The sequence below is a fragment of the Pseudomonas sp. TE9122 genome (assembly GCF_056278925.1).
This window is the reverse complement of the sequence record NZ_JBWBQI010000001.1, coordinates 2,214,396-2,239,274: the sequence shown is the minus strand read 5'-3', so window position 1 is coordinate 2,239,274 and position 24,879 is coordinate 2,214,396. Positions and strand designations below refer to the sequence as shown.

Genomic DNA, 24,879 nt, shown 5'->3' with positions numbered 1-24,879 from the left:
TTTTTCCTTATTTGTTAGATGGCAAGTGCACAATTTCTATCGGCTATATATTTTTTCAGCTTTGAGAAAATGCATTCGAAGCTTTTGCTGGTTTGGTCGCAGATATTATTGGCATTCTCTACTGAGAGCAACGGCGTTTGACTATCACCGCAGCCCCGCCAAGGACTTGCTGCGTATGCAAAACCCTTGCTAAGGATAGGTCCGGCCAATGTGTAGAAACGACTTTATGGTGAGTGGCCGCTTCCGGCCCGGAACAGCCACTCATGACAACCTACCGATGGGTTTTCTGATCACGGCAGAACGATGCTGACTGTCAGTTACCAGTCCGATCAACGTTTTTCGAATGCAGTACAAACCCACGCAGATGAGTTAAGGCAGTCACTTCAGGGTCAAGGCCACGCAACGTGGTTGCCCGTTGGCTACCATCAGGTAGATAAACGATGAGCTCATCTCCGTGAACCGAGTAGGTGCCAGTGTACTCTGTCCCTTCATGTTCAAAACTGATTTCCGCGTCCACACATAGCTCCTTTCATTAGTGGGAATTGATCCGCGCGACCAAAAGTATTTTGTCAGCCTGGTCATCAAGAACATGCATTTTTCTATGGCAGTTGGGGCAGAGAGCAACTGTGTTTTCCACCGTGTCTGCTCCACCATGCACAAGCCACTCGATATGGTGTGTCTCCAGATATGGCGTCCCATCCTTCCTGTTGAACGGAGAGGCTTCCTGGCACAAATCACATCGCCCCTTGGATCTACGCTTAGCGTGCTCTGCTACCCATGGTGAGCGCTGATGTTGCGTGACTCTGGCGCTCCGCTTCCCAACATTGGTCCGTCCTTGACGCAGGGCTAACGCTTCTACCTCAGCGTCACTCAATTTCCTGGCCTGTTTTTCCTTCACCCGATTGAGTTGCTGCAGCGTGACATCAGAAATTGCCGGCGGAGTGCCCGATTTCAAACGCAAGGGGAAAACCCAAACAAAGCGGTCCTGCCCTTCTACATCCGGTTGTCTTTCTTGGTATGGCTCATCAGCCAGCATTACCTCCCCGATGTAGGTATAGGTCTTGGCGGTAAAGACTTCGAATAGATGTACGGCCACTCCATTAATGCGCGATTCGTTCAGTGTTCTGTTTTGGTTGAACACAAGAGATTGATCACCGACCTGACCCATACCGGTGTAATGCAATACATCTTCGACCCACCGATCGTCGTAAATTGACGCCACGTGATTAGAAACAATGACGAGAGTGTTGGTCCGATTTGACCGGCGCATTCCACCTTGAGGACTGCATAAAAAATGAAGAATTAGGTCTTCGTTTTTAAGGTTTGATCCGGGGACAGGAGAAATGAAATTAGCCATATTTCCGGATGATCTCTTGGGCAATGGGAATGTCGGCAGGAGCCAAGTTGTATTGAAGGAGTTCTTGAGGTAGCACCCACTGAAACCGGTCATGGACCTGCAAGGTGAACTGGGTGGATTGCAGCTGAACCGAAATGGCGATCAACTCGATCTCGCCGCCGGGATAGGTGTAAGTCGTGGTGGTGAGTATTTCGCCGGCGACAGACTCAACACCAAGCTCCTCACGTAACTCACGAGTAATGCACTCCAGGGCAGATTCTTCGTGTTCAAGCTTGCCGCCTGGAAACTCCCACATGCCCTCGAGATTTTGACCTGGAGCCCTACGAGTGATGAGAATTTTCCCATCAAGATGAACGACTGCAGCGGCCACCGGTTTTTTCATGTCGCGAGTCCTTATCGCCGGGGCCAAAAGCACCATACAAACAAATGGCCATCATCATAGCCGATTCCCCCAGCCGTTTTGAATCTAGACCAAGGTCGATCAATTTATGAAACGCCCTAAGTTTCATAGACGTTCTTGATGTCCGTTTCTGGCCCGGTAGCGGTCGCCTACCACCGTCCGCTTCTGGCCGAAAGCGGTGGTTTGTTAACGGCATACGGCCGACTAGCATCCCTGCGGCAGTCTCCAACATAGCTCCGCGAAGGAAGGGTTCGGGCAGAGCTCAGCGCAGGCTCCCCCGGGATCGAATCTCAGTGATATTTGAACCTGCGATTATCAAATGCAGGTTTTGTTCCTTCAAGCACCTTGACCGCATGTCCGTTTATAGTAGGACTCTCAATGGCGCCTGCGGTGTAGGAGATTTTCTGCCCGTTGGCCCGATCGAAGTGAGACCAAATGATCTGCTCCGCGTCACAGACCACCGCAAGGTTCGGGTTGTGTGTAACCATAATGATCTGACGACGCTTCTTCGCCTCGGTGAGAACCGGCACCAGAAGGCTTACTACAGTCTCGTTATCAAGGTTCTCTTCTGGCTGGTCCAGAATGATAGGGTTGCGCCCCTTATCAACCAACAAATAGAAGATCAAGAGCAGTGCTCCGCGCTGACCAGGTGAGAGCTGTTCGATTTCCGCGTCTTGGAACAGTAGTGAATACCGAGGCTCCAGGTAGGAAAGATCGAATAGCAGGTCGTATACCTCGTTCGCGTTTTTGTCTTTGCGCAGCATTGAGTCGATGCCGTATTCGACCTTGTCCCCTATCGTAGCTGCCGCTGCTGAAATTTTGTCGTGCAGAGTTTGTGCAAAAGCCACTGCCTCTTCACGACTGTCAAAGTCCGCAGCGTCACCCAGACGTCGAACTGTGGTAAAGCTCTCGTCGTCACCGCGGAACTCACCTACGTTCTGTTTAAGCAAGGTAAACAGGCTGGTGGCAAAAGCGTCGATTGAGCCTCCGAGCTTCGCTTTGAACCCCAGCTTATACTCCTCGCGAATCAGGCTGTTGCCCTGAATGAGTTCCTGAACCGGCTTGAACAGTGCCTCTCTCGCCCGGCGCTGTGCATCAAGGATGTCGTAGATATCACCTGTTAATTGCTGCCGGTAGATTTTTTGCGTCTCCAGCCTCTCTGGCAGAGCATCGATCTGCGCGATCCTAGCTTCTAGTCCTTTCACTGTTTCTGGGGCGTCCGCGGCACCAACCAAGTCCTGATATTTGCGCTGCCATTCGTCAACCGCGAGCAGATAATTCTGATAAATGAGCTGAGGTTGATCCAGCCGTGCTTTGGCCTCTGTCTGCTGCTGCAAAAATTTCTGACGCGCGTCTTCTCTAGCTTGGGTGCTGGTGCCTATGGCTGCTTGATCAGCCAAAACTGCGTCAGCCAATTGGTTCAACGGGGCGAGATTACTCTCGACTTTCACAAGGTCAGCGACTTCCAACCCTAACAGGATGAGGTCCTTTCTCGTATCAGCAATGAACTGGTCATAAGTGCGTTGCAGTAGTCGAACCTGCTCCCTAACATCCTTTAAAGCCTTGCTCTTGGCGGCGAGCTGCGAAGCCGTCTCATTGGCTGCGACCCGCTCCTCATCCAAACGTTTGAGTTCCACGGCGACTCTCTCAAGAGTGGCAGCCGTCAACTGCTGCTCAGGCGATAGATCAGCAGATGGCCTTTCCATTTCTGCTGGCTTTAAGGCTCCGTGTTCGGCGAGCTGCCGTTGCTTGAGCCCAAGCTGTTCCACAAGGCTTTTCTTGATTAGTGGATGGAGCTGGCTTTCAGAGCTTGCGATTTCAAGATTGAGTCTTTTGAGATCTTTACGAAACTCGTTCAACTGGAGACGGAAGGTGCTTTCCTGCTGCTCGATCAGTTGATTGAAATCCAGTGCCCCTAATCGGATTGCGTCATCGGTATGCGAAAAAATGACTGACCTAAGCTCATCTTCAAAGGCGTCAGACTGCCCTGTAACATGCGCGTTGCAGAGCTCTTCAAAATGTCCTTGCGGTATATACCTCACCATCTCAACTTTCTCAGCAGGCGGGTCAGTATTTAGATTGCAAGTGTTTATTGTCCCGTCATGCCAGAAGAGAAAGCCCTCGAACTGTCGAGCAGGCTCACCAGCTTTGCCCCGGAATCGCTCTTTTCGAAGGAATGAGAAATGGGTGGTTTGCCGTGAATGGCCTAACAGAGCAAGGACATCGGCCAAAGCACTTTTGCCGCTCCCCTTGTTGCCAATAATGGCGACGAGGTCAGAACTAAGCGGAAGGTAGACATCGTCCAGCCAATGTGACGTTAGTGGTGATCCCCCCACCTTGCTAATCACCACGTAGTCGATAAAAAATGTTTTGTTGGCAGCAATCTGGTCAAGCTTAGGCGGTGTAACGCCTATGTATGAACGTTTCGCAGGTTCTCGGATAGCCTGCTGCAACCCACGGAATGTGGGATCAGCTTTGATCCAGGTTTTCTTGTCTGATGGAAAGTCGCCGTATCCACGCCGATCCTTACTTCCTGGTATGCCGACAAAGCAATGAGCGTCGCTACCTGCCACAACCAATCGGGATATGTCGTTCAATCCTTTCCTTATGCCCGAATAAAATTTGGCATTCCCTGGCGTTTCTTCTCCAACGAACGCAGAGCGAACGTCCAAGTTCCGGCTCTCGAAAATCGGGGAGCACCTAACCAAGCCCAAAAAATAGGCATAGTGCTCTGTCCACTTCACATCACTTAAACCATCGTTTGTGTCGTACGGCATGAAGCCAATTGCTTGGTCGTCTGGAACTTTGGCAATCGCTTCCTTGTAGCTCTCGCACGTCAGTTCAATGATTTTTGCGCCTGCTATGTAAGCCAGTTCATCATCGGCTGCAATCTGTTCAGGTTTGATCCCATGTGGTTTCAGCAAGCCTTCAGGTGCTTCGCGTGCGTAGTTTATGAGAGCGGCGTCAGACAAGGGTCTGTCAATCAACGCAATACGGAGGTGAGCAAGGAAGTCCTTCAGAATCTGGTCGTCAACCTCGTTAGAGAAGAGAACGTGGGCATTCAAGCGTCCCTTCATTGGGGCTGCCAGTCTCAGCTCAATACCAGGGAAAACAGTCTTTTTCAGGATCGGAGCGTCTGGCTCAGCTAATCTGCGCTTGAGTGCAAACCATCCGTCGAATGTCCAGTAATCCATAAGCGCAAAAACGTCAGGTTTCGCTGCGTTAAGTGCACCGATCATTTCATCAACAAGCGCTTTGTTCGCTGCTGAATCCGGATTCTTCCGGTCGAACTTCGCTCCTCTCCACTCGAATGACGCTGGAGTGTGAATATGCAAATCCCATTGCCGCCACTCTGACCCGCGTTCACTGCCGCTTTGAATAGCCATTTCCCACCTTCCAGTGCGTTAGACTGCTCCACCCCATTCGCTTGCAGCATCAGGGCTTGCCAGAGATTAGGTTGGGATGCCAACACCGACAAGTTGGGCAACGATAGAAAAGCATAGGCGTTTGGGTAATTTCACTTTACCAACATGACTTGGTTGATCAGGTGAGAGTCGCCTTTTCAGTAAGCGCAGCGATCATGACCCCACCCCCAGAACACCAAATGCTGGTCAAATTCGTTACCGCAAAAATTACCTCCCCCTTAATTTCAGAGCCCTCCAGAGCACTAACGACCACTGTCTAGCGGAAACGAATACAGACTAAACTATTGAAATGTATAAATTAATCTTCAGACTTGAAAACCGTCGACTGTAACAGGTCCATGAGTTCGAATCCCATCGCCTCCGCCATATTTGATACGATAAAGCCCTGATTATTCGGGGCTTTATCGTTTATGAGGTAAGCGGCAGCAATAGCGGATCTCGTAAATCCTTTCCGCATGATTTCTTTGATTTCCGCAACCAGAACTCACAACCGTGTCTACAGGATCGCTTGTTTGAACTTAAACGAAGGGTCATAACTAACGATTTGGCATATCACGCCAAAGACCTGACGGAACGAATACGACGCCGCTCATTAAAAGTCTGGCGGTGCGCATCAACCCGCAGCCCGCTATTTTCCCATCCTTTAACCGTACTTCAACAGTAAACTCGCCCGTCGGGTGTTCTATCGACAAGCGCTTCATATCACCTTCCTCCACAACTGCCATGCCCTCCGCAACACTGCCGTCAATCAAGCTGGCAGCAGCTACACTGACGGCGCCAAACACCCCAATGCTGCTGTGGCAGCGATGGGGAATGAAACTGCGTGTGGTGATGGCCCCACCGACCTGCGGCGGTGCAATCAGGCACATCTTCGGCACGTTGCGCTGACTCACATCACCCAGATTCATGCGCTGCCCCGCTTGCAGGCGGATGGACTCCAGACGCTGTTTCAGTGAAGCATTGACATCGAGTTGCGCGGGACTCTCATAGCCACTGCAACCAAGCTCTTGCGCGTTGATCAGCACCACGGGCATGCCGTTATCGATGCAGGTCACTTCGACGCCGTCGATCACGTCCCGGGCGTTACCAGTCGGCAACATGGCACCGCAACTGGCGCCAGCGACATCCTCGAATTCGACAATCAACGGCGCGGCCTGCCCCGGCACGCCGTCGATACGCGCGTCGCCGTCGTAGCACACCTCACCATCAGACGTTGGCACATGGGCGATGGCGATCTGTCCGGTGTTTTGCATGTAGATCCGCACTGGGGTGACGTCGGCTGTCGCCGCCACCAACCCGCGCTCGATGGCGAACGGACCGACACCGGCGAGGATGTTTCCGCAGTTCTGACCGTAATCGACACGCGGCTCATCCACCAGAACCTGGCCGAAAAGATAATCGACATCGGCACCCGCGCGGCTCGACGGTCTGATGATCGCCACTTTGCTGGTCAGCGAATCAGCGCCGCCAATGCCGTCAATCTGCCGCGCATCCGGCGAGCCCATCACCGCCAGCAGCACGCGGTCTCGCAGCGCAGGTTGCTGCGGTAAATCCTCGGCCAGAAAGTAAGCGCCTTTCGACGTACCGCCGCGCATCAGCAGACAGGGAATGCGGGTCTGCGCCATGCTCAGTCTCCCAGTTCTTCAAGGCTGTCGACGTAACGCAAACCCTTTTCCGCCAGGCGCGCGCGCATGTTGTAGATGTCCAGACCCAGTTCGCCCTTGGCCAGGCGCAGGGCCTTCTGTTCCTCCAGATCGGCGCGGGCACGACTGGCTTCGACGACTTGCAGCAGCTGGGTGCGTCGCACGACCACCACACCATCGTCATCAGCAACCACCACGTCACCCGGATGGACCAGTTGCCCACCGCACACCAGCGGCAGGTTGACCGAGCCCAGGGTTTCTTTGATTGTGCCTTGAGCGCTGATGGCGCGGGACCAGACCGGGAAGCCCATTTCGCGCAGGGTGTGGGTGTCGCGCACGCCCGCATCAATTACCAGCGCCCTAACGCCGTGGGCTTTGAGCGAGGTGGCCAGCAGGTCGCCGAAGTAGCCGTCGGTGCACGGCGAACTCGGCGCGACCACCAGAATATCGCCGGGCCGGCATTGTTCGACGGCCACATGGAACATCCAGTTGTCACCCGGCGCAACCAGCACCGTGACGGCTGAACCACTGATCACTGTGCCCTGCTGAATGGGTCTGATCGAAGTCGCGAACAGGCCTTTGCGACCCTGCGCTTCATGAATGGTCGCCACGCCGAAGCGTTTCAACTCATCGATTAGCGCTGCTTCGGCGCGCTGAATATTGCGCACGACAACGCCAGTCTTACCGATATGTTCGCTCATCCCAGATTCTCCGTGACACGCGGGAAAATACTCTGGTAACCCTCGCCATAGACGATGTTGCGGGTTGAGGTGATCCCGACATTACGTTTGGCTTGCACACCACGTTGCTGGGCAACGCGCGTGTAGTACTCCCACAAATGCTCTTGCCCGGCCATGCACTGGATGGCCGCGTACTTCTTGTCCCAGACATCAGTGATGTCGAGCAGCACATCGGGGCGCCATTCGCATTGCTCGGGCTGGTGCGGCTCGAAACTGTAGACCGGCGGTGCGCCGACGATTTTCTCACCCGGTTTATAGCCTTCGGCCTGGGCGATGATGCGCGCCTCCTGCGTGAGGTTCATGGCCAGCGGGTGATCGTAATTGTACGGATCCTTGAGCGAGTGACTGAGAACGAACTCCGGTTGCACCCGGCGAAAAACATCGGCTAGACGGAACAAGGTTTCCTTGTCGGCGCGCATCGGGTAATCGCCGATATCGAAGAACTCGACACTGGCCCCGAGAATGTCGGCGGCGGCCTGAGCCTCTTCGCGACGTGCGGCTTTGACCTTGTCTTCGCTCATCTCGCCCTTGCGCCACAACTTGGCGGATTCGCCGCGCTCACCGAACGACAGGCAGACGATGTGAACGTGGTAACCCTGCTGTGCATGCAGAGCGATGGCGCCACCGGCACGCCAGACAAAATCGGCTGAGTGGGCGCTGACAACCAGCGCGTTTTTGGTTGAATCGATCATTGCGGATTCTCCTCTTGCGTTGCGAAAGAGCATCGCATCGCACCCCGCCGACGGAGTAGTGCGTTCGAGTGTTCGAGGTATGCGTTTTTTTTATTGCCACTCGAAAATAGCGGCGGCATAGTCGTCGGATTCGCCGACCCGCAGAGTCCTTGCCCATGGAACCCTTTGAACTTCCGAACCTGATGCACGTGCGTGCCTTCGTCCGCGTAGCTGATCACGGCAGCGTCTCCAAAGCGTCAGTGGCGCTGTACCGAGCGCAATCAGTGGTCACCCGGTCCATATCGGAATTTGAAGCCCGCCTGGGCGTGACGCTGTTCGAGCGCCACGCCAACGGTATGCGCCTGACCGATTTCGGTGAACGCTTGCTACCCCGTGCGCGAAGGGTATTGGCGGAGCTTGGGAGCGTGCCGACATTGCTCGGCCAAGGTGAGAAAGCCGCGATTGAACCGCTTTATCTGTTCCAGGCACGACGCCTGCAAGTGTTCGTCAAACTCTGTGAAACCCAGCATATGCAGACAGTGGCCAACCTGCTGGGGCTGAGTCAGCCTGCGGTCAGTTCGACGCTGAAAGTGCTGGAAAACGGCTGCGGCCAATCGCTGTTCGAGCGCACGCCACGCGGCTTGCAGCCGACCCGCGCCAGTCATGACATCCTGTTTGCAATCCGCCGTGCGCTGAACGAGTTGCGCCATATCGACAGCGACATCACCGCCCTTCGCGGTGCCTTGCACGGTGTTGTGCACGTCGGCGCCCTGCCCCTCGGCCGCACGCGCATCCTGCCCGAGGCCATCGTGCGCCTGATGGCAGAGCATCCCGGCATTCAAGTGATCACCAATGAGAGTCCCTTCGACCTGCTGGCGACCGAGTTGCGTGCCGGCGATGTGGATTTCATTTTGGGTGCGCTGCGCTCATCGACCTATGCCAGCGACCTGGTCGGCGAGTCACTGCTGACGGAAGAAATGGTCGTGCTTGCGCGGCGTGATCATCCGCTCTGCGGCAACGGCGATTTGCAGAATCATCTGGGCTACGCGCGCTGGGTATTGCCTCGCGCCGGCTCACCGGCGCGGACGATGCTCGAGGAATGCTTCGCCAGTTTCGGCATTCCTGCGCCTTCCCCGGTGGTGGAAAGCGCCGACATGGCGATCATTCGCGGACTGTTGTTACGCTCGGACATGCTCGCGGCCGTTTCAGCGCATCAACTGGAACAGGAAATCGCTAGCGGCGAGTTGTGCATTTTGCCGCTGGAGTTGAAACAGACCGCCAGAGCCATTGGCCTGACCTACCGCAGCGGCTGCCTGCACTCACCGGTGGCGCAGGCGTTGATGGAAATGATCCGCCGGGTGATCCAGGCACAGGCCGCTGAGGCGCTTAAAGCAGGCTCAACGGATAGCTGATGATCAAGCGATTCTCGTCGAACTCATTGCTGCTGTAATCGCGGCGAATGCTCGAATTGCGCCAGCGCAGGTTGAGGTTCTTCAACGCACCGCTTTGCAGCGTATAACCCAACTCGGATTCGCGCCCCCATTCCTTGCCATCGGTGACGGCCCCGCTATGCACATCGTCGCCGCTGATGTAACGGTTCATCAGGGTCAGACCGGGCACGCCGAGGACGGCGAAGTTGTAGTCATGGCGCAGCTGCCAGGATTTCTCCCGCGCATTGTCGTAGCTGTTGTTGTAGCTGTCGTTGGCCAAGGTTCCGCCGCTGGTGCCGTTGACGCGCATCCAGGCATCGTCGCCGCTGAGCTTTTGCCAACCGAGGTAAAACGTGTTGCCGCCGTAGCGTGCCGACAGCAATGCCGAGAACGTACGGTTGTCCAGATCGCCTGCGCGGGCACTGCCATCCTCGCGACCCCAGAAGTAGCCAAGATTGGCGCCCAGCGTCCAGTCACCCAGTGGTTGGCTATGAACCAGTTGCAGATACTGTTGCTGATAGATGTCCTTTAGCTGAGCATTCCACACGCCGATCATCGTGCGCTTTTCGTTGAACGCGTATTCGCCGCCGACGAAGTTGAAGCGGTCAGAGGTAAACGCGGTTTTGCCCTGCATGAACATGTCTTCCATGCTTGAATCGTTGCGCGGACTGTTCTGCCGGAACTGACCGCCATACAAGGTCAAACCGGCGATATCCTGTGAAGTGACCTGACCGCCACGAAAGGTTTGTGGCAACGAGCGACCGTCGTCGGAACGCAATATCGGCAACACTGGCATCCACTCGCCGAGCTTGATTTCGGTCTTGCCGACTTTCATTTTCCCGGCGACAGCCAGGCGACCAAATTGATCGGCAGGTCGGCCATCACTGTTCAGCGGCAGCAATTGCGTGCCGCCCGTGCCTTGACCGCCATCAAGCTTCAGCGAATACAGCCCTAGCACATCCACACCGAAGCCGACTGTGCCTTGGGTGAATCCGGAGCGAAAGTCGAGAATGAAATTCTGCGTCCACTCCTCGGCTTTGCCCTGCGCATTGGCCGGGTTGGTGAAATTACGATTGATGTAGAAGTTGCGCAGGTTGAGATTGGCGCTAGCGTCTTCCACAAAGCCTGCGGCGCTCGCCTCGACAGGCAGAGCACAAACGGCGGACAGCGTGAAGACTACGCGTGTATTGGCGGTGATTTTCATTGTTATTGTTATCCATTTTTTTGGGATGAAGCAGTCCGCTACGCCCGCATGAGCCGGGCGCAGTGAAGTCATTCAAGGGTGTGGCGAAGCGGCCCGGAGCGAGCCGTCGATGACGCCGTGACGTTAGCGCGGGGCCTTGCCCGCTACCGAATAGAGCACCTGCTGATTACGGGTTTTCATGAATTCCTCGAGGCTTTGTCCGCGCATTGCCGCGTATATCTGCAGATTCGGCACCCCGACCACGGCAGCGAGTTTTTCCAGCACGAAAAAAATCGCCCCGTAGTGAATCAATCCGCGCCAGTCGCGGCGGCGCAGCAGATCCCGCTCTTCATCGCTCAGCCCTGCTTCATCGAACAGCGCTTCGGGTTGGTCGAGGAAACGCTGACGCCAATGCGGTTCAATCATGCGGTGCAAAAACTTGTTCAACCGATAACCCTTGGCGCTACGTTCCAGGGTGAATGGATAGGTGCCTTCGAGCTTCTCGATGCCTGCCAACTGATGCTGCATGTGCTGCAAATGCCGCGCAATGACGTCGACGGGAACGGGCCGATCCTGATTTTCCAGCAGCAGTGTGGCAATGCCGGTCATCGACGGCAGGTAGTAATCCTGGTGCAGGTTTTTCACCGTGGCCGACAGCGCGCCGCGCATGATCAGCCAGGTGATCACTTCCGAACCTTCCATGCCTCCCAGCGCGGCGTACTCGGCATGGGTCATTTCGGTCAGGCGCTCGGGATCGTTGACCAACAGATCAATGAACTGCTGGTCCCACTCCGGGTTGTTGAAACCACAGCGTTCGCCGTGCACCTGGTGGGAAACGCCGCCGGTCGCGACGATGGCCACTTTCAAGTCCTCGGGGTAGCTTTCGATCGCCCGGCGCAGCGCCTGGCCCAACTTGTAGCAGCGCCGCGCACTCGGCACCGGGAACTGCAACACGCCAACCTGCAGCGGCACGATCTCCACCGGCCAGTCCGGCTCGCACGGCAACAGTGCCGACATCGGCGAGAAGAAGCCATGATCGAGCGGCTTGTCACGGAAGAAACTCATGTCGAACTCATCCGCTACCAGGCTCTCGCCGATGTGCCGCGACAGCGCCGCATGGCCAGCGATCCCCGGCAACTCGCGTGGATTACCGCCCTCATCGGCGACTTCGTAACGCTCATCGACACCGAGGGAAAATGCACCATAGTGATCAAAGAAAAACGACGTCACGTGGTCATTGAAGATATAGAACAGCACATCCGGCTGCTGCTCCTTCAGCCACACCTTGATCGGCTCGAAGCCACGGAAGATCGGCGCCCAGGCGGCCTCATGCTGCTTGTCGTGATCGACCGCAAAGCCGATGGTCGGGGTGTGAGATACAGCAAGGCCACCAATGATGCGTGCCATAACGAGTTCCTTTGTCGAAAAAGATTAATGTGTCAGCAAGGCCCGACTGACTCGGCGCCGTGCATGACCGTTGGCCAGTATCGCCAGTGCAGCGATAAAGGCAGGCACGCTCAACAGGGCAAACAGCAGCGGCAACCCCAGCCCGATGCTGAGCACCGCGCCACCGATGAGTGAACCAAAGATAGCCCCGAAGCGGCCGATACCCAGCATCCAGCTGACGCCCGTGGCGCGACAATCTGTCGGGTAGTACCCCGGCGCGAAAGCATTGAGGCCGGTTTGCGCCCCACTCATGCAGAAACCTGCCGCCACTACGCCGAACGCCAGCAGACTGGATTCGAGGCTGAACGCGCCCAGCAGCAGAATGAAAGCGCCACCCAGTGCGTAGGACGTGGCAATTACCGCGTTCGGATTACGCCGGTCCATCGCCCAACCAACCACGATGGCGCCGACGGTACCGCCAATCTGAAACAGGCCGGTGATGGTCGCGGCTCGTTCGATGGACAGCCCACCTTCACGCAGCAGGGTCGGCATCCAACCCATGGTCAGGTAGATCACCAGCAACCCCATGAAGTAAGTCGCCCACAAAGCGAGCGTGCCGAAGCGATAGTTTTCGGTGAACAACAAGCGCATCGGAGTCTTTTGCTGGGTTTGAGGCTCGGCGATGACGAACTTCGTCGCTGCGCTAAACGTGCCGCCAAGCTTGTTCAGCACCTTGGCGATCTGGCCGGCAGGCGCATTGCGCGCAGCAAGAAAACGAGCGGACTCAGGCAACAGCAGCCACATCAATGGCAGCAGCAGCAACGGCAGAATTCCGCCGGCGAGCAGCACCGACTGCCAGCCGTAATGGGGAATCAACCACGCGGCGAGAAATCCGCCCAATCCCGACCCCATGTTGAATCCGGTGAACATGATCGTGATGAACAGTGACCGATTGCGCTCCGGCAAGTATTCGGACAACAGCGTCGTGGTGTTGGGCAAAGCCGCGCCCAGCGCCACACCAGTCATCAAACGCAGAGTGGCCAACTCATAAGGGTTGCGAGCGAACGCACAAGCCAGGCTCAACACGCTGAATCCGGTCACCGCCGTAAGCAATATCTTTTTACGGCCGAGTCGGTCAGCGTAAGGGCCGGCGGTCAGGGCGCCGATCGCGAGTCCCACCATGCCGGCGCTCATCACCGGGCCGAACGCCGCTTTTGACAATCCCCACTCTTGAATCAGCGAGGGGGCAATAAACCCCATCACCGCGACGTCGAAGCCATCGAAAAGCACTATGAAAAAACATAAACCCATAATCAGCCACTGGTACGGCACCACTTTTCGGTTGTCGATCCACGCTTTGATATCGATCGTTTCACTACTCATGCTCTCACCTTCTTATTTTTGTAGAAGTCCCGACGGACAAGGCCTGTAATTGGACCGCCCACGCTAAACGATGGAGGTGACTGTAAAGCCGCAGGTATACCGCCCGCCTCTGGGAAATTATTAACCGGGTATCGATTTTTCTTATCGGGGAGTCAACAGAGATAAACAGAGCGTGGTAGAGAGGGGGGTGATGATTGCGGCACGAGCAGCCGCTAGTAGGAGATGGAACGTCAATAGCTGCTCCGTATTCGGTATACGAAGCAGCTCAAAACTAAAGCAATTTATTGTGCGGCCTTGATCGCCGCCAGCAACTGCCTGCCAGCCTTAGCAGCATCGGCTGATTTGTCATTCATGAAGTGTGTCACGACATCGAACACAGCGCCCTGCACCGCCTGGGAAGTCGACATGTTGAATGCCATGCTCGGAGCGAGTGAACCAGTCTTCTCGGCAGCAGCGAAATCCTTTGCAGAGGCTTGCGCACAGCTATCGAATCGACTCATGTCCAAACCCTTTATGACGGGTATTGATCCCTTGTTTTGATTGAAAACATATTGAAACGACGGCTCCAGCGCTACTTTGGCCAGGTCGTTGCGGGCTGCAATATTGCCAGGGCTGTCATTCTTCGAGGCTAGTTTGAACATCGCCAGTGAATCAATTGTATAGCTGTAAGCACCCTGTGAGCCGGGAAATGGCACGCAAATGTAATCTGTATCGGCAAGCTTGCCCGCCGCGCTCCACTCACTTTTCGCCCAGTCCCCCATGATTTGCATGCCAGCTTTGCCATTGATGACCTTGGCTGTTTCCAGATTCCAGTCTTGACCGTTACCATCGGGATCCAGATAACTCTGGATTCTTCGCAGCGCATTGAATACTTCAATCATTTTCGGCCCGGTGAAAACACTGTCGTCGACATCAATAAAGGCCTTCTTGAAACCATCAACGCCCATCACGCTCAAAACGAGGTTTTCGAAGATTGTCGTGTCCTGCCAGGCCTGACCGCCATGTGCGATAGCGATGAACCCTGCCGCCTTGAGCTTATCCCCAGCGGCATAAAGCTCATCAAGTGTGGTCGGCACATCGAATATGCCCGCCTGCTTCAGGACGACAGGGTTAAGCCAAAGCCAATTGATGCGATGAATATTCACCGGTACCGCAACGTAATGTCCCTCGTACTTCATCATTTGGGCGACGGACTCGGGAAGCAGGCTGTCCCAGTTATTCGCCTTGGCGACGTCGTCAATGCTGGCAAGAAGATCGAGGCGACCCCATTCCTGAATATCTGGCGCTTTTATCTGCGCGGCGGTGGGAGGATTGCCCGATACAGCACGGGTTTTCAGCACAGTCATGGCCGCACTGCCTCCGCCGCCGGCGACTGCACTGTCCTGCCAAGTGAATCCATCTTTCTCGATGATATTTTTCAGAACTTCCACCGACTTGGCCTCGCCCCCGGAGGTCCAATAGTGAACAACTTCAACACTTCCCTTGGTTTCAGCGGCCTGAATCACAAGAGGAAATAAAGCGGCAAGAGAAACCATGGCTGCAAGGCGGTTCATTAAATTCATTTCAGTACCTTATTGTTTTTTTATCGAGGTAGTGGGCTATTCGCTCAGTCTCACGCAATCATTCGAGCCCCAGACCGGCACGTCCGAGCGCGTTCAGACGCTCCAAGGTGAAACGACCTTCCCAAGTTGTTTCATAGTCTTCCCGAGGAAAATCGTCGGGTGATGCACCCTGCGCGAATGCCCTGAAGACATCTTTGGCGTAACGCATGTTTTTTTGACACATAGGTGCGGCCGGAACGTACATGACATTGCCCCAGCCTTGTTGATTTGCCACGGGCGCGACACTGTGAATTACATCGCAATGCCACCACACCGAATCGCCCGCACGGACATCCGGAATCGGACTCAGCCCTTCGAACAGCAGTGGATGCCATTGTCGGGACACCGGAAGTACCTTGCCCGGCGCAACCCCGCACAGCTCATCCTCAGGTACATCGTCCAGCAGTGGCCGCAGCAGCATGTAAGCCATCGCCTTGGGGATCGGTAAGGTATGTAGTACCCCCTGATCGGCGTTCATATCCGATAACGCGGTCCAGCCTTGAAACGTGCGGAACGCAGAGCACTTGACCGTATCTTTGTAGGCGTACTCATCGACTTCAGTACGGAAGGCTGCGTCCCAAGGGTCGTAGGCGCTGAAGTCGTTGCTGTAAATTTTGTCAAATACCTTCAGGTAGGCTGGGTGCAGCCATCGCTCCAAGGCGCCCGAGTCGGTGTGTGGTCCGAGACCTTTTGAATGTGTTCCCGGAGGCCGACGCCGTACCCGATCCGGGTATAGGGCATTGATGTCAGGGTTGAACCATTGCTGCCCTTGAGAATGGATCTTCCAAAGACGATTCAGAAAAGATTGTGCGGCCCCCATGCGCTCATCCTGACGCAACTGCATCTGCGACTCCGACCAATAGATCGGAAAAATTTCTGGACGCGATGCCTCCAGGCTTCCGAAAAACTGGTCCGCTGGACCACGATAAATTGCATCGAAGTGATTGCGGTCAAGGTAATCCAAAAGCCTCTCGTCCCACCCCAAAACCTGCTCTCGAGGAAAATGGTTTCTGAGCACGACGCAACCACGCCGCTTGATTAGCGCCAACTGGTCCGCACTCACTTTCCCGACCGCGATATCCTCGAACTCAAGGATCGGCCAAGCCGAACCGGTTAGCGCCTCCTGCGCCTTGATTGAGTCGATTTCAGCAACGATGAATTCGCTAACTTGTTCAAACAAAGATTTAACGTCGCCGATCTGCGCGCGCAAGGCGCGCTTCATTTTGACGATACTGTCTCGATAATCTTGCGGAAGCGTTTCGCTTTCGAAGGCACGGTATTTACTCATGGGAACTACCTGCTGTTTTTGTTATTCATGCAGGTATGGAACCACTTTTAAATAAGCACACGTCAGCCTCATTTGAAGCGTCGACTAGTACGATAATGGCGTTTTAAGCCAATACTATCGGAGTATCAACCCACTAGATTTCTGACCTTCACTGAAAATGATGGCTGTGCGTTTGACGAAACGCGGAAGGTGTCAGCCCTTTCAACGCCTTGAACTGGCGGTTGAATAATGCCAGCGACGAGTAGCCTACCTGCCCCGCTATTATCGATACCGGCGAGTTGCCCTGCATCAGCAACGCACATGCATGGCCGATGCGCAGTCGAACGATATAGTCCAAGGCGGTACAGCGTGTATGCCGGCGAAACATTCGATGGAAAGCAGACAGACTGACGCAGGCCAGCTCTGCTAACTCGGCAACATTGATTGCCCGGGCGTAGTTACCATGTAGGTAATGCAGAACTCGATGAATACGCGCGTCTTCGACAATCTGATCACCCGCCAGACCGCCTAGCGTCGGCAGGATCCGAGTAGCATCAGCGTCTCTTGCCAGCCTGTCGAGCACCGTTAGCAATGCGATCAAGCGCTGGGGCGGCGTCTGATTGACCATTGCCTCGATGGAGGAGCGTACTTCACTGGAGGCCCTACCACTGAAACTCACCGCGTGTTGAGCTGCCGCCAGCAATGGACGAACCGCAGCCATTTCCGGAAACAATGTCACCAGCGAGTCGGCCCAAGCAGCGGAAAACCAGATAACCAAGGCGACATGCGGCTGATCCTCATCAATACGCTCCGCTGAAGACCAGCTATGAGGAATATTCGGCCCTACAAGAATCAGGTCTCCATCGTCATAGCGCGCTACGTCATTACTAATGTAGCGATGGCCGCGACTATTGAGCGTGAGTGTCAATTCATATTCGGGATGATGATGCCACTCGAATGGAATCGCATACAGCAAACGCCTGTTCAATAGGGTCCAAGAGGTTGCAGCCTCTGTGGGTACTTTCTCGAAGCTGGGTTTCATGGCATCGACTCGGCCTAGCAAGGGACTTGTATCGCCATAATCGTAACACCCACTACTTACGCCGTGAGCTGGCGAGGTCTCAACGCGTAAAATCGTTGGCCGCCTGATCATGACATTGACCTGCACGAGGGTTCCATTGAAAACCGGAGCGCGCCAGCACACTTGGTTTCAATCGCTGGTCGCTACCGTAATCCTCGCGTGGGTGGAAGAATAGTGTTTGCGTCGCTGGAAGTACTCGCAACCTGATTTCGTAAGCAGCCAGGTAATTGTTGCGCACCTCAAGTGAAACGCTGCCAGGCATCCATGCGACAAAAGGAGGAAGCACATCGAATCCGAGGTAGCGAAATATCCCATTGTGGATGGGCCATAGAATGTGATTCATACACCCATCAATGCCATCGGGTTGATATAGGCTTTCCGCGGTGCCGGTGGTAATGCACAGCATAGCGCGGCGGCCCTTGAACTTCCCACTGTCGTATTTCTCACCCGAGGCATAGGCAAAGCCTCGGGTCATCGTGCGATCAACCCATCCTTTCAGTATCGCAGGCATCGAAAACCACCAGACGGGGAACTGAAAAATCAACAGATCACATCACAGCACTTTCGCCTGCTCTTGCTCGACATCCAGCGTTGAGCGTCCGTTGGCAGACATGTTTTCCTGTTCGGCTGGAAGATTCAAATCTTCGATACCGCCGAGTTCTATGGCCCCTATCTCAATGAGCAAGTAGTCGGCGAGGCGCTGTCCCCGGTTCGTGGCCAGGTCGTGATCGCCACAAAATTCGGCTTCGCCGTCGGTACCGATAACACAAAGCAGACTCTGGACAGCCGGCCCGAACGTATTCGGGTCGCCGTCGAAGGTTCGCTGCGCAGACTGAAAACCGATTACATCGATTTGCTTTACCAGCACCGCGTCGATCCGGACGTGCCGATCGAAGACGTTGCCGGCACGTTGGGTAATGGCCTGGAAGTGTCCACCTTGGGTATTGGCTGCATGAGCATGACGTCGGCCTACGGGCCGGCTGCCGACCAAGCCAGCATGATCAAGCTGATTCGTTCAGCCCACGAGCAAGGCGTCACCTTGTTCGACACCGCCGAAGCGTATGGCCCGTTCGCCAATGAAGAGCTGCTGGGCGAAGCCTTGCAGCCGATCCGCGAGCAGGTCGTCATCGCCACCAAGCTCGGCTTCGATATCGACCTGATCACCGGCGCACGTGTCGGCCGCACCAACAGCCGCCCGGAGCATATACGCGCCGTGGCCGAAGCGGCGTTGAAGCGTCTGCGTACCGATTGCATCGACCTGTTTTATCAGCACCGCGTCGATCCCCAGGTGCCCATCGGAGACGTGGCCGGCACCGTCAAGGATCTGATCGCCGAGGGCAAGGTCAAGCATTTCGGCCTTTCACGGCGCGGCGCAATTTTCCAAGACTTGGGTAACCACTGCCGATGGCCGCGAGGGGTTTCAGAACATCTTTTCTGCGCCGCCACTACGGTGTCTATCTGATCGATCAGCCACGGCGTGGCGATGCCGGGCGCAGCATGGTCGAGACCACCATCAAGCCTGTGCCGGACGAACAATTGTGGTTCAACCAGTTCCGCATCGGCCTGTGGCCCCGCTACTTCAACGGCGTGCAAGTGGCACAGGACGCCCAGACCCGCGAGCAGTTTTTCAGGGCAATGACGCCGAACACCGGGCCGTTTGACATGGGCGTGGTCTCCGATGGTGTGTCGGCGCTGTTCGACAAAATCGGCCCCGGCATCCTGTTTACGCATTCTCAGGGTGGCGGGCCGGGCTGGTTGACGGCGATCAAGAACGACAAGGTCAAAGCCATCGTGGCGTTCGAACCGGGCAGCAGTTTCGTATTTGCTGACGGTGAAGTGCCGGCGCCGATTCCCAGCGCATTCGACACGGTGCAAGGCGCAGCGGTGCCGATGGAGCAATTCATGGCACTGACGCGCATTCCGATTCTGATCCTCTACGGCGACAACATCCCGGAACAGGCCGTCGACCTGCCCGCTCAGGACAGTTGGCGCGCACGCTTGAAGATGGCCCGGCTCTGGCGTGACGCGGTCAATCGACATGGCGGTGATGTGCGCCTGATCCACCTGCCGGAGATTGGCATTCACGGCAACACCCACTTCCCCATGTTGGATCTGAACAACGTGCAGATCGCTGATCTGGTCGCGCAATTCCTCAAAGAAAAACAGCTGGACTGACCCCAACACTTTTGCAACTGCCGCCCTAATTGATTGCTCAGGAGCTTCACGTGAAGAACACTCTCAAAGCCACGCTCATGTCGGCATTGTTCGGCCTCTCGGCGGGCGGGGCCTTGGCCGCCGACTACAAAAAGAACCCTTTCACCCTCGCCTACGACGGCGCGATCAGCAGGAACGAACCGGGCAAGGTCAATATCCACCCGGTCAAGTACACGCTCAATGGTCTGGACATCGCCGCCAACGTGTACACCCCGGCCAACTACGACGCGAAGAAGACTTACCCGACCGTGGTCGTTGCACACCCCAATGGCGGCGTCAAAGAACAGGTTGCCGGTCTGTATGCCCAGCGCCTGGCGGAACAGGGCTACATCACCATCACGGCCGATGCGGCCTATCAGGGCGCCAGCGGTGGTCAGCCGCGCAGCATCGATAAACCGGCGTATCGCATCGAGGACATCCACGGCATGGCCGACTTCATCAGCCAGTTTGCCGGTGTCGATGACAAGCGTCTGGGCCTGCTTGGCATCTGCGGCGGTGGCGGCTATTCGTTGGCGGCGGCGCAAACCGATAAACGCTTCAAATCGCTGGCGACCGTAAGCATGTTCAACTCGGGCCGGGTACGCCGCAACGGCTACAACGACTCGCAAATCGACAGCATCCAGCAACGTTTGCAACAGGCATCAGCAGCCCGCGCGCAGGAAGCGGCCGGCGGTGCGGCGCTGTATTCGGGCGATGCCAACCTCACCGATGAGCAGATAGCCAAACTGCCCTTCGAACTGTATCGCCAGGGCTACGAGTACTGCTGGAAAACCCACGCACACCCCAACTCGACCTTCAAATACACCACCAGCAGCTTGCTGGATTTGATGCGTTTCGACGCCACCGACCACATTGAGCTGATCAATCAACCCTTGCTGATGATCGCCGGCAGCAAGGCCGACAGCCTGTACATGACTCAGGATGCCTTCCCCAAAGCCACCGGCACCACGGACAAGGAAGTGTTCATTGTCGATGGCGCGACGCACATCGAAACCTACTGGGTGCCGCAATATGTTGATGCGGCGATTGGCAAGCTGAGCGAATTTTACGCACGCACCCTGTGATGAGCGCCTTGAGGGTCGCGCATCCATGCGCAACCTGCTTTCATGGAATAATCCCGCGCCCCTCATGAGAGGCCCTCATCAATGTCCCGCGCCAACCTCAACGACCTGCAAGCCTTCGTGGTGATCGCCCGCGAAGGCAGTTTTACCCGCGCAGCCGCACAGTTGGGCGTCTCGCAGTCGGCGCTGAGCCACACCATGCGCGCCCTTGAAACTCGGCTGGGCGTGCGCCTGCTGACGCGAACCACACGCAGCGTTTCGCCGACCGAGGCCGGCCAGCGCTTGTATCAGTCGATGACGCCGCGCTTCGATGAGATCGAACTGGAACTGGTTGCTGTCAGTGAGTTTCGCGACACGCCGGCCGGCAACGTGCGGATCTCGGCGTCCGAGCATGCAGCCAACAATATCCTCTGGCCGAAGCTGCTGAAGGTGTTGCCCGACTACCCGGACATCAAGGTCGAAATCACCGTCGACCACGCCCTCTCCGACATCGTCGCGCAGCGTTATGACGCAGGTGTGCGCCTGGGTGAACAGGTGGCCAAGGACATGATCGCCGTGCCGATCGGTCCATCCTTGCGTATTGCAGTTGTCGGCTCGCCGCAGTATTTCCGGCATCGGCCTTACCCGATGGAACCGGGCGATCTGGCCGCGCACAACTGCATCAACCTGCGCCTACCGACTCACGGCAGCCTGATGCAATGGGATTTCGAAAAGGATGGCCACGAACTCAAAGCTCGGGTCGAGGGGCAATGGACGTTCAACAGCAGCGTGCCGATCCTGCGCGCGGCGATGGCTGGATGTGGTTTGGGGTTCCTGCCAGAGGACATGGTGGCGAAGGAGCTTGCCGAAGGTAGTCTTGTACGGGTGTTGGAAGATTGGTGCCAACCCTTTGCCGGTTACCATCTTTACTACCCGAATCGCCGTGAACAATCATCAGCGTTTGGTGTTGTAGTTGAAGCATTACTCTACAAGCGCTGAGTCATCGACCTTCAAGGCGCATGAGCTTCATCCGCCCCATAAACCCGTAAATGAGCAAATGCTTTTGATCGGTTGCAGACGGAAGCGACCGACTGCAATGGGGCGATTACTGCTGACTTTGAGTGGTAGCTATTGGCGGTGGATTCAACCGGTCGTTCAACAGCAGCAGCTATCAGCCATAGACGAACCTATGCAACAGTCTTTGTTCGCGCCAAGCAGTCGTATATCAACATTGGTCGATTCGACAAACGTATGACTGCTTCCCCCCTGACTCTCCCGTAATGCTTGAGCTCTTATTCTAAAGGCAAAGGACGGTCTGTGATTACGTGCTTCATCACTAACGTCGATGTGAGACGCTGTACGTTAGGTAGCCTAGACAGTTCTTCATCGTAAAGCTTCTGAAAGGCTGGAAGATCTGCTGTCACCACCATCAGCAGATAATCAGGATCGCCAAAAAGTCTTTGTGCTTGGACTATATAGGGAACTCGTGGTAGCTCACTTTCGAAATCCGCTACCGCCTTTTGGTGCCCCTCTCGAAGGGTTACGAATACCAGGGACGAGAAATTCAGACCTATCTCGGTCGCCGATAGCTGAGCACGGTATCCTTTGATAACGCCTGCATCCTCCATCGCCCGAACACGCCGATGGCATGGAGACAAACTGAGACCCACGCGGTCGGCCAATTCTGTCAGCGACTGGCGACCATCTTGCTGTAGCTGCGCAAGAATCTTCTTATCAATTCGATCCATTCAGAAAAACCTTCTAATGCAGTCCGCCTTGGCGGGTTTCTTCGAAAGATAATACCACTTGGCTTTCTTTATCCTTCCATCACAGTGTTTCAGGGCGGTAAACGGCGCACTGAACTGATGAAAAAAGAAGGATTTGATCGTGACAGTGTCTCTGATGATGGCCTTCTGGGCCGTATCATTTTTGTTTGTTATCACGCCAGGGGTCGACTGGGCCTACTCGATATCGGCAGGTTTGCGAGGCCGTGTCCTACCCGCCGTAGTCGGCATGCTTTCCGGTCACCTTGTGGCCACGTTGATCGTCGCTGCAGGCGTGGGTGGGGTGTTGGTCAAAATACCCCATGCGTTGCTGACATTAACGCTGATGGGGGCGGCCTATCTCCTATGGCTCGGCTTCAACATGTTGCTAAAGCCTTCGTTGCCTCCTCAAGGAGCATCCAGCGGTGACAGTAGCTGGATGGCCTGGGCGATAAAAGGACTGTGCGTCAGCGGTCTCAACCCGAAGGTTCTTTTGTTGTTTCTGGCGCTGCTACCTCAGTTCACTGATGCGTCGGCGGTATGGCCAGTAGGGACTCAGATTGTCGCGTTAGGTTTGATCCACGGTTTCAGTTGCGGCGTCGTATATCTCGCGGTTGGCTATGGCGCCGGAGCGGTGCTTGCTTCACGTCCAGCAGCCGCTATCTATGTGAGCCGGATATCGGGAGCCGCGATGATCGCCATTGCTGTGGTTCTTGCTGCCGAACGGCTGACCATTTGAATTAAGGAAGCAAAATGTCTGATCAAATCACTGCCCCCTATAACAGCCCTTGTCGCGGGAGGGTAAGAATTCCTCATTTACAAGACATGAAGGCACGGGGTCAAAAATGGGCCATGTTGACTGCTTATGACATGTACGCCGCGTCGGTGTTTGAGGCAGCAGGAATTCCGGTACTGCTCGTAGGCGATTCCGCCGCCAACAACGTTTTTGGGCACGACTCGACGTTGCCAGTAACAGTTGACGAGATGCTGCCCCTGGTCAGGGCGGTTTCTCGCGCAACTGAGCGGGCGTTGGTCATTGCGGACTTGCCTTTTGGCTCTTATCAGGGATCGCCTGAGCAATGTTTCCATACCGCAGCCCGTTTCATGAAGGAAGGCGGCGCTCATGCTGTAAAGCTCGAAGGTGGGGTCGAAATGCTTGCGCAGGTAGAGAAGTTGGTAGCCGCAGGCATTCCGGTTATGGCTCATATCGGTTTTACCCCACAGGCAGAACACCAGCTAGGCGGATACCGTATTCAAGGCAAGGGCGAGGATGCGCAGAGGTTGATTAATTTGAGCGTTGCGTTCGAGCGTGCAGGAGCGTTTGGCCTGCTTATTGAAATGGTGCCAGGAGACGTTGCGACGAGGATCACCGAGATAGTCTCCATCCCTACCGTCGGAATCGGTGCAGGAGGTGGCTGCGATGCCCAGGTACTCGTCTGGCAGGACATGGTAGGGCTCCGTCATGGTCAATTGCCGCGATTCGTCAAACAGTATGCGGATATGAGAAAGGTGATGAGTGACGCTGCACAAGCCTTTGCTAAAGACGTCGAGTCGGGCTCATTCCCAGGGATTGACCATACGTTTTAAATCGTCGGAGATGCCAATGAACGCAATACGCCAGAAAGCAATTGAAGGACTTGAGAAAGGCGATACTTTCAAAATCAAACGCACTTTTTCACACGCAGATATCGTTCAGTTTGAGGTGCTATCGCGCGACCACAACCCGGTGCATTCCGACGCTATGTACGCAGAAGCAAAAGGCTTTGATGGTGTCATCGCTCATGGCTTGCTGACTGCAACGCTGATTACGGAAATCGGAGGGCAATTGGGATGGCTGGCTACCTCTATGAGTTTTCGCTTCAAGCGCCCCGTTTACATTGGCGATGAGCTGACTTGCGTGTGGAAAATCATGGGGATCGATGACGGTAATCGAGCGCAAGCCGAAGTTACCGTGAACAACAATAACGGCCAGGTTGTCTTGCTCGCCGAAACAACAGGGCTGATCCCCAATGACACCGAGAGAAATCTACTCGCATCAATAACAATTGATGAAACTTAGATTTATAAGGGCGGCCAAGATATGCCAAAAACACCTCTTGTATAGGAACCACGCATGCAGGACTTAGTAAGATTTATTGTTAGACCAGGAAGGGGAATTGAAGACGCCTACTTTCTTCTGCTAGCTGCTTTCGTTGGTGGCGCAGCGGGAGTATTACTGGCCTACAAGGTATCGCTATGGGTGGGATTGCCCTTTGCACTAGGCGCGACCCTGATGCTTTATTTCACGTGGCGAAC

The 24,879-nt window shown here is 55.4% G+C and carries 20 protein-coding genes and 3 pseudogenes; 9 read left to right on the top strand and 14 right to left on the bottom strand.

What is annotated here, in order from left to right:
* Positions 1–532: 532 nt before the first annotated feature.
* From ACZ9BE_RS10190 to galB, 6 genes are all read right to left on the bottom strand, one after another.
* Complete coding sequence (locus ACZ9BE_RS10190; RefSeq protein ID WP_476249351.1) at positions 533–1,357, bottom strand: HNH endonuclease; 825 nt, start codon at positions 1,355–1,357, stop codon at positions 533–535.
* On the bottom strand, positions 1,350–1,739 hold the full coding sequence (locus ACZ9BE_RS10185; protein ID WP_476249350.1) for a (deoxy)nucleoside triphosphate pyrophosphohydrolase: 390 nt from the start codon (positions 1,737–1,739) through the stop codon (positions 1,350–1,352). Before ACZ9BE_RS10185 ends, ACZ9BE_RS10190 begins: the two co-directional genes overlap by 8 nt.
* A gap of 308 nt (positions 1,740–2,047) precedes the next feature.
* The gene (locus ACZ9BE_RS10180; protein WP_476249349.1) at positions 2,048–5,143 is read right to left on the bottom strand and encodes a TrlF family AAA-like ATPase; all 3,096 of its coding nucleotides are present in this window, start codon (positions 5,141–5,143) and stop codon (positions 2,048–2,050) included.
* A gap of 575 nt (positions 5,144–5,718) precedes the next feature.
* Positions 5,719–6,807: a 4-oxalomesaconate tautomerase gene (locus tag ACZ9BE_RS10175; RefSeq protein WP_476249348.1), complete on the bottom strand. Its 1,089-nt coding sequence runs from the start codon at positions 6,805–6,807 to the stop codon at positions 5,719–5,721.
* Between the two features lie 2 nt (positions 6,808–6,809).
* Positions 6,810–7,526 carry a 4-carboxy-4-hydroxy-2-oxoadipate aldolase/oxaloacetate decarboxylase gene (locus tag ACZ9BE_RS10170; RefSeq protein ID WP_102899744.1) on the bottom strand — a complete coding sequence of 239 codons (717 nt, stop codon included), beginning with the start codon at positions 7,524–7,526 and terminating at the stop codon, positions 6,810–6,812.
* On the bottom strand, positions 7,523–8,257 hold the full coding sequence (gene galB, locus ACZ9BE_RS10165; protein ID WP_401163312.1) for a 4-oxalmesaconate hydratase: 735 nt from the start codon (positions 8,255–8,257) through the stop codon (positions 7,523–7,525). Before galB ends, ACZ9BE_RS10170 begins: the two co-directional genes overlap by 4 nt.
* A gap of 155 nt (positions 8,258–8,412) precedes the next feature.
* On the opposite strand from galB, the gene ACZ9BE_RS10160 reads away from it, so the two are divergent.
* Entirely contained in the window at positions 8,413–9,648 is a 1,236-nt protein-coding gene (locus ACZ9BE_RS10160; protein ID WP_423661929.1) for a LysR family transcriptional regulator, read from the top strand.
* Here the strand turns inward: ACZ9BE_RS10160 and ACZ9BE_RS10155 are convergent.
* The 7 genes from ACZ9BE_RS10155 to ACZ9BE_RS10125 form a co-directional block, all read right to left on the bottom strand.
* Positions 9,623–10,870 carry an OprD family porin gene (locus tag ACZ9BE_RS10155; protein ID WP_476249347.1) on the bottom strand — a complete coding sequence of 416 codons (1,248 nt, stop codon included), beginning with the start codon at positions 10,868–10,870 and terminating at the stop codon, positions 9,623–9,625. The two genes, ACZ9BE_RS10160 and ACZ9BE_RS10155, sit on opposite strands and share 26 nt — an antisense overlap.
* A 123-nt stretch (positions 10,871–10,993) precedes the next feature.
* On the bottom strand, positions 10,994–12,256 hold the full coding sequence (locus ACZ9BE_RS10150) for a gallate dioxygenase (protein WP_102899740.1): 1,263 nt from the start codon (positions 12,254–12,256) through the stop codon (positions 10,994–10,996).
* A 24-nt stretch (positions 12,257–12,280) separates the two neighbouring features.
* On the bottom strand, positions 12,281–13,618 hold the full coding sequence (locus tag ACZ9BE_RS10145; protein WP_423661924.1) for an MFS transporter: 1,338 nt from the start codon (positions 13,616–13,618) through the stop codon (positions 12,281–12,283).
* Between the two features lie 281 nt (positions 13,619–13,899).
* Positions 13,900–15,180 (bottom strand): ABC transporter substrate-binding protein, encoded by a 1,281-nt coding sequence (locus tag ACZ9BE_RS10140; protein WP_423661922.1) that lies wholly within the window; start codon positions 15,178–15,180, stop codon positions 13,900–13,902.
* 58 nt (positions 15,181–15,238) lie between these two features.
* Positions 15,239–16,507 (bottom strand): DUF1479 domain-containing protein, encoded by a 1,269-nt coding sequence (locus tag ACZ9BE_RS10135; RefSeq protein ID WP_476249346.1) that lies wholly within the window; start codon positions 16,505–16,507, stop codon positions 15,239–15,241.
* Between the two features lie 148 nt (positions 16,508–16,655).
* Complete coding sequence (locus ACZ9BE_RS10130; protein ID WP_476249345.1) at positions 16,656–17,528, bottom strand: helix-turn-helix domain-containing protein; 873 nt, start codon at positions 17,526–17,528, stop codon at positions 16,656–16,658.
* 79 nt (positions 17,529–17,607) lie between these two features.
* The gene (locus ACZ9BE_RS10125; RefSeq protein ID WP_476249344.1) at positions 17,608–18,111 is read right to left on the bottom strand and encodes an NAD(P)H-dependent oxidoreductase; all 504 of its coding nucleotides are present in this window, start codon (positions 18,109–18,111) and stop codon (positions 17,608–17,610) included.
* A 90-nt stretch (positions 18,112–18,201) separates the two neighbouring features.
* Between ACZ9BE_RS10125 and ACZ9BE_RS10120 the strand changes: the two are divergent.
* From ACZ9BE_RS10120 to ACZ9BE_RS10100, 5 genes and pseudogenes are all read left to right on the top strand, one after another.
* A pseudogene (locus tag ACZ9BE_RS10120) lies at positions 18,202–18,474 on the top strand (aldo/keto reductase); the annotation flags it as partial.
* A gap of 45 nt (positions 18,475–18,519) precedes the next feature.
* Positions 18,520–18,939, top strand: a pseudogene (locus ACZ9BE_RS10115) (aldo/keto reductase); the annotation flags it as partial.
* Positions 18,917–19,742: pseudogene (locus tag ACZ9BE_RS10110) on the top strand (alpha/beta hydrolase); the annotation flags it as partial. The pseudogenes ACZ9BE_RS10115 and ACZ9BE_RS10110, both read left to right, overlap by 23 nt.
* Positions 19,743–19,792: 50 nt before the next feature.
* A complete protein-coding gene (locus ACZ9BE_RS10105) occupies positions 19,793–20,845 on the top strand; it encodes an alpha/beta hydrolase (RefSeq protein WP_476249343.1) in 1,053 nt (350 codons plus the stop codon).
* An 81-nt stretch (positions 20,846–20,926) separates the two neighbouring features.
* Positions 20,927–21,820, top strand: a complete 894-nt coding sequence (locus ACZ9BE_RS10100; protein ID WP_476249342.1) for a LysR family transcriptional regulator — start codon at positions 20,927–20,929, stop codon at positions 21,818–21,820.
* 293 nt (positions 21,821–22,113) lie between these two features.
* On the opposite strand, the gene ACZ9BE_RS10095 is transcribed toward ACZ9BE_RS10100, so the two are convergent.
* A complete protein-coding gene (locus ACZ9BE_RS10095) occupies positions 22,114–22,569 on the bottom strand; it encodes an Lrp/AsnC family transcriptional regulator (protein ID WP_476249341.1) in 456 nt (151 codons plus the stop codon).
* A 133-nt stretch (positions 22,570–22,702) separates the two neighbouring features.
* On the opposite strand from ACZ9BE_RS10095, the gene ACZ9BE_RS10090 reads away from it, so the two are divergent.
* From ACZ9BE_RS10090 to ACZ9BE_RS10080, 3 genes are read left to right on the top strand one after another with little or no spacing between them, the layout of a single operon-like run.
* Entirely contained in the window at positions 22,703–23,323 is a 621-nt protein-coding gene (locus ACZ9BE_RS10090; protein ID WP_423661910.1) for a LysE family translocator, read from the top strand.
* Between the two features lie 14 nt (positions 23,324–23,337).
* Complete coding sequence (gene panB, locus ACZ9BE_RS10085; protein ID WP_423661908.1) at positions 23,338–24,171, top strand: 3-methyl-2-oxobutanoate hydroxymethyltransferase; 834 nt, start codon at positions 23,338–23,340, stop codon at positions 24,169–24,171.
* Positions 24,172–24,187: 16 nt separating this feature from the next.
* Positions 24,188–24,643: a MaoC family dehydratase gene (locus ACZ9BE_RS10080; protein WP_423661906.1), complete on the top strand. Its 456-nt coding sequence runs from the start codon at positions 24,188–24,190 to the stop codon at positions 24,641–24,643.
* Positions 24,644–24,879: the final 236 nt, after the last annotated feature.

What these genes read in the sequence shown, in the direction of transcription:
- ACZ9BE_RS10190 (WP_476249351.1), bottom strand. Translation starts at nt 1,357, where the DNA reads ATGGCTAATTTCATTTCTCCTGTCCCCGGATCAAACCTTAAAAACGAA.
- ACZ9BE_RS10185 (WP_476249350.1), bottom strand. Translation starts at nt 1,739, where the DNA reads ATGAAAAAACCGGTGGCCGCTGCAGTCGTTCATCTTGATGGGAAAATT.
- ACZ9BE_RS10180 (WP_476249349.1), bottom strand. Translation starts at nt 5,143, where the DNA reads ATGGCTATTCAAAGCGGCAGTGAACGCGGGTCAGAGTGGCGGCAATGG.
- ACZ9BE_RS10175 (WP_476249348.1), bottom strand. Translation starts at nt 6,807, where the DNA reads ATGGCGCAGACCCGCATTCCCTGTCTGCTGATGCGCGGCGGTACGTCG.
- ACZ9BE_RS10170 (WP_102899744.1), bottom strand. Translation starts at nt 7,526, where the DNA reads ATGAGCGAACATATCGGTAAGACTGGCGTTGTCGTGCGCAATATTCAG.
- galB (WP_401163312.1), bottom strand. Translation starts at nt 8,257, where the DNA reads ATGATCGATTCAACCAAAAACGCGCTGGTTGTCAGCGCCCACTCAGCC.
- ACZ9BE_RS10160 (WP_423661929.1), top strand. Translation starts at nt 8,413, where the DNA reads ATGGAACCCTTTGAACTTCCGAACCTGATGCACGTGCGTGCCTTCGTC.
- ACZ9BE_RS10155 (WP_476249347.1), bottom strand. Translation starts at nt 10,870, where the DNA reads ATGAAAATCACCGCCAATACACGCGTAGTCTTCACGCTGTCCGCCGTT.
- ACZ9BE_RS10150 (WP_102899740.1), bottom strand. Translation starts at nt 12,256, where the DNA reads ATGGCACGCATCATTGGTGGCCTTGCTGTATCTCACACCCCGACCATC.
- ACZ9BE_RS10145 (WP_423661924.1), bottom strand. Translation starts at nt 13,618, where the DNA reads ATGAGTAGTGAAACGATCGATATCAAAGCGTGGATCGACAACCGAAAA.
- ACZ9BE_RS10140 (WP_423661922.1), bottom strand. Translation starts at nt 15,180, where the DNA reads ATGAATTTAATGAACCGCCTTGCAGCCATGGTTTCTCTTGCCGCTTTA.
- ACZ9BE_RS10135 (WP_476249346.1), bottom strand. Translation starts at nt 16,507, where the DNA reads ATGAGTAAATACCGTGCCTTCGAAAGCGAAACGCTTCCGCAAGATTAT.
- ACZ9BE_RS10130 (WP_476249345.1), bottom strand. Translation starts at nt 17,528, where the DNA reads ATGAAACCCAGCTTCGAGAAAGTACCCACAGAGGCTGCAACCTCTTGG.
- ACZ9BE_RS10100 (WP_476249342.1), top strand. Translation starts at nt 20,927, where the DNA reads ATGTCCCGCGCCAACCTCAACGACCTGCAAGCCTTCGTGGTGATCGCC.
- ACZ9BE_RS10095 (WP_476249341.1), bottom strand. Translation starts at nt 22,569, where the DNA reads ATGGATCGAATTGATAAGAAGATTCTTGCGCAGCTACAGCAAGATGGT.
- panB (WP_423661908.1), top strand. Translation starts at nt 23,338, where the DNA reads ATGTCTGATCAAATCACTGCCCCCTATAACAGCCCTTGTCGCGGGAGG.
- ACZ9BE_RS10080 (WP_423661906.1), top strand. Translation starts at nt 24,188, where the DNA reads ATGAACGCAATACGCCAGAAAGCAATTGAAGGACTTGAGAAAGGCGAT.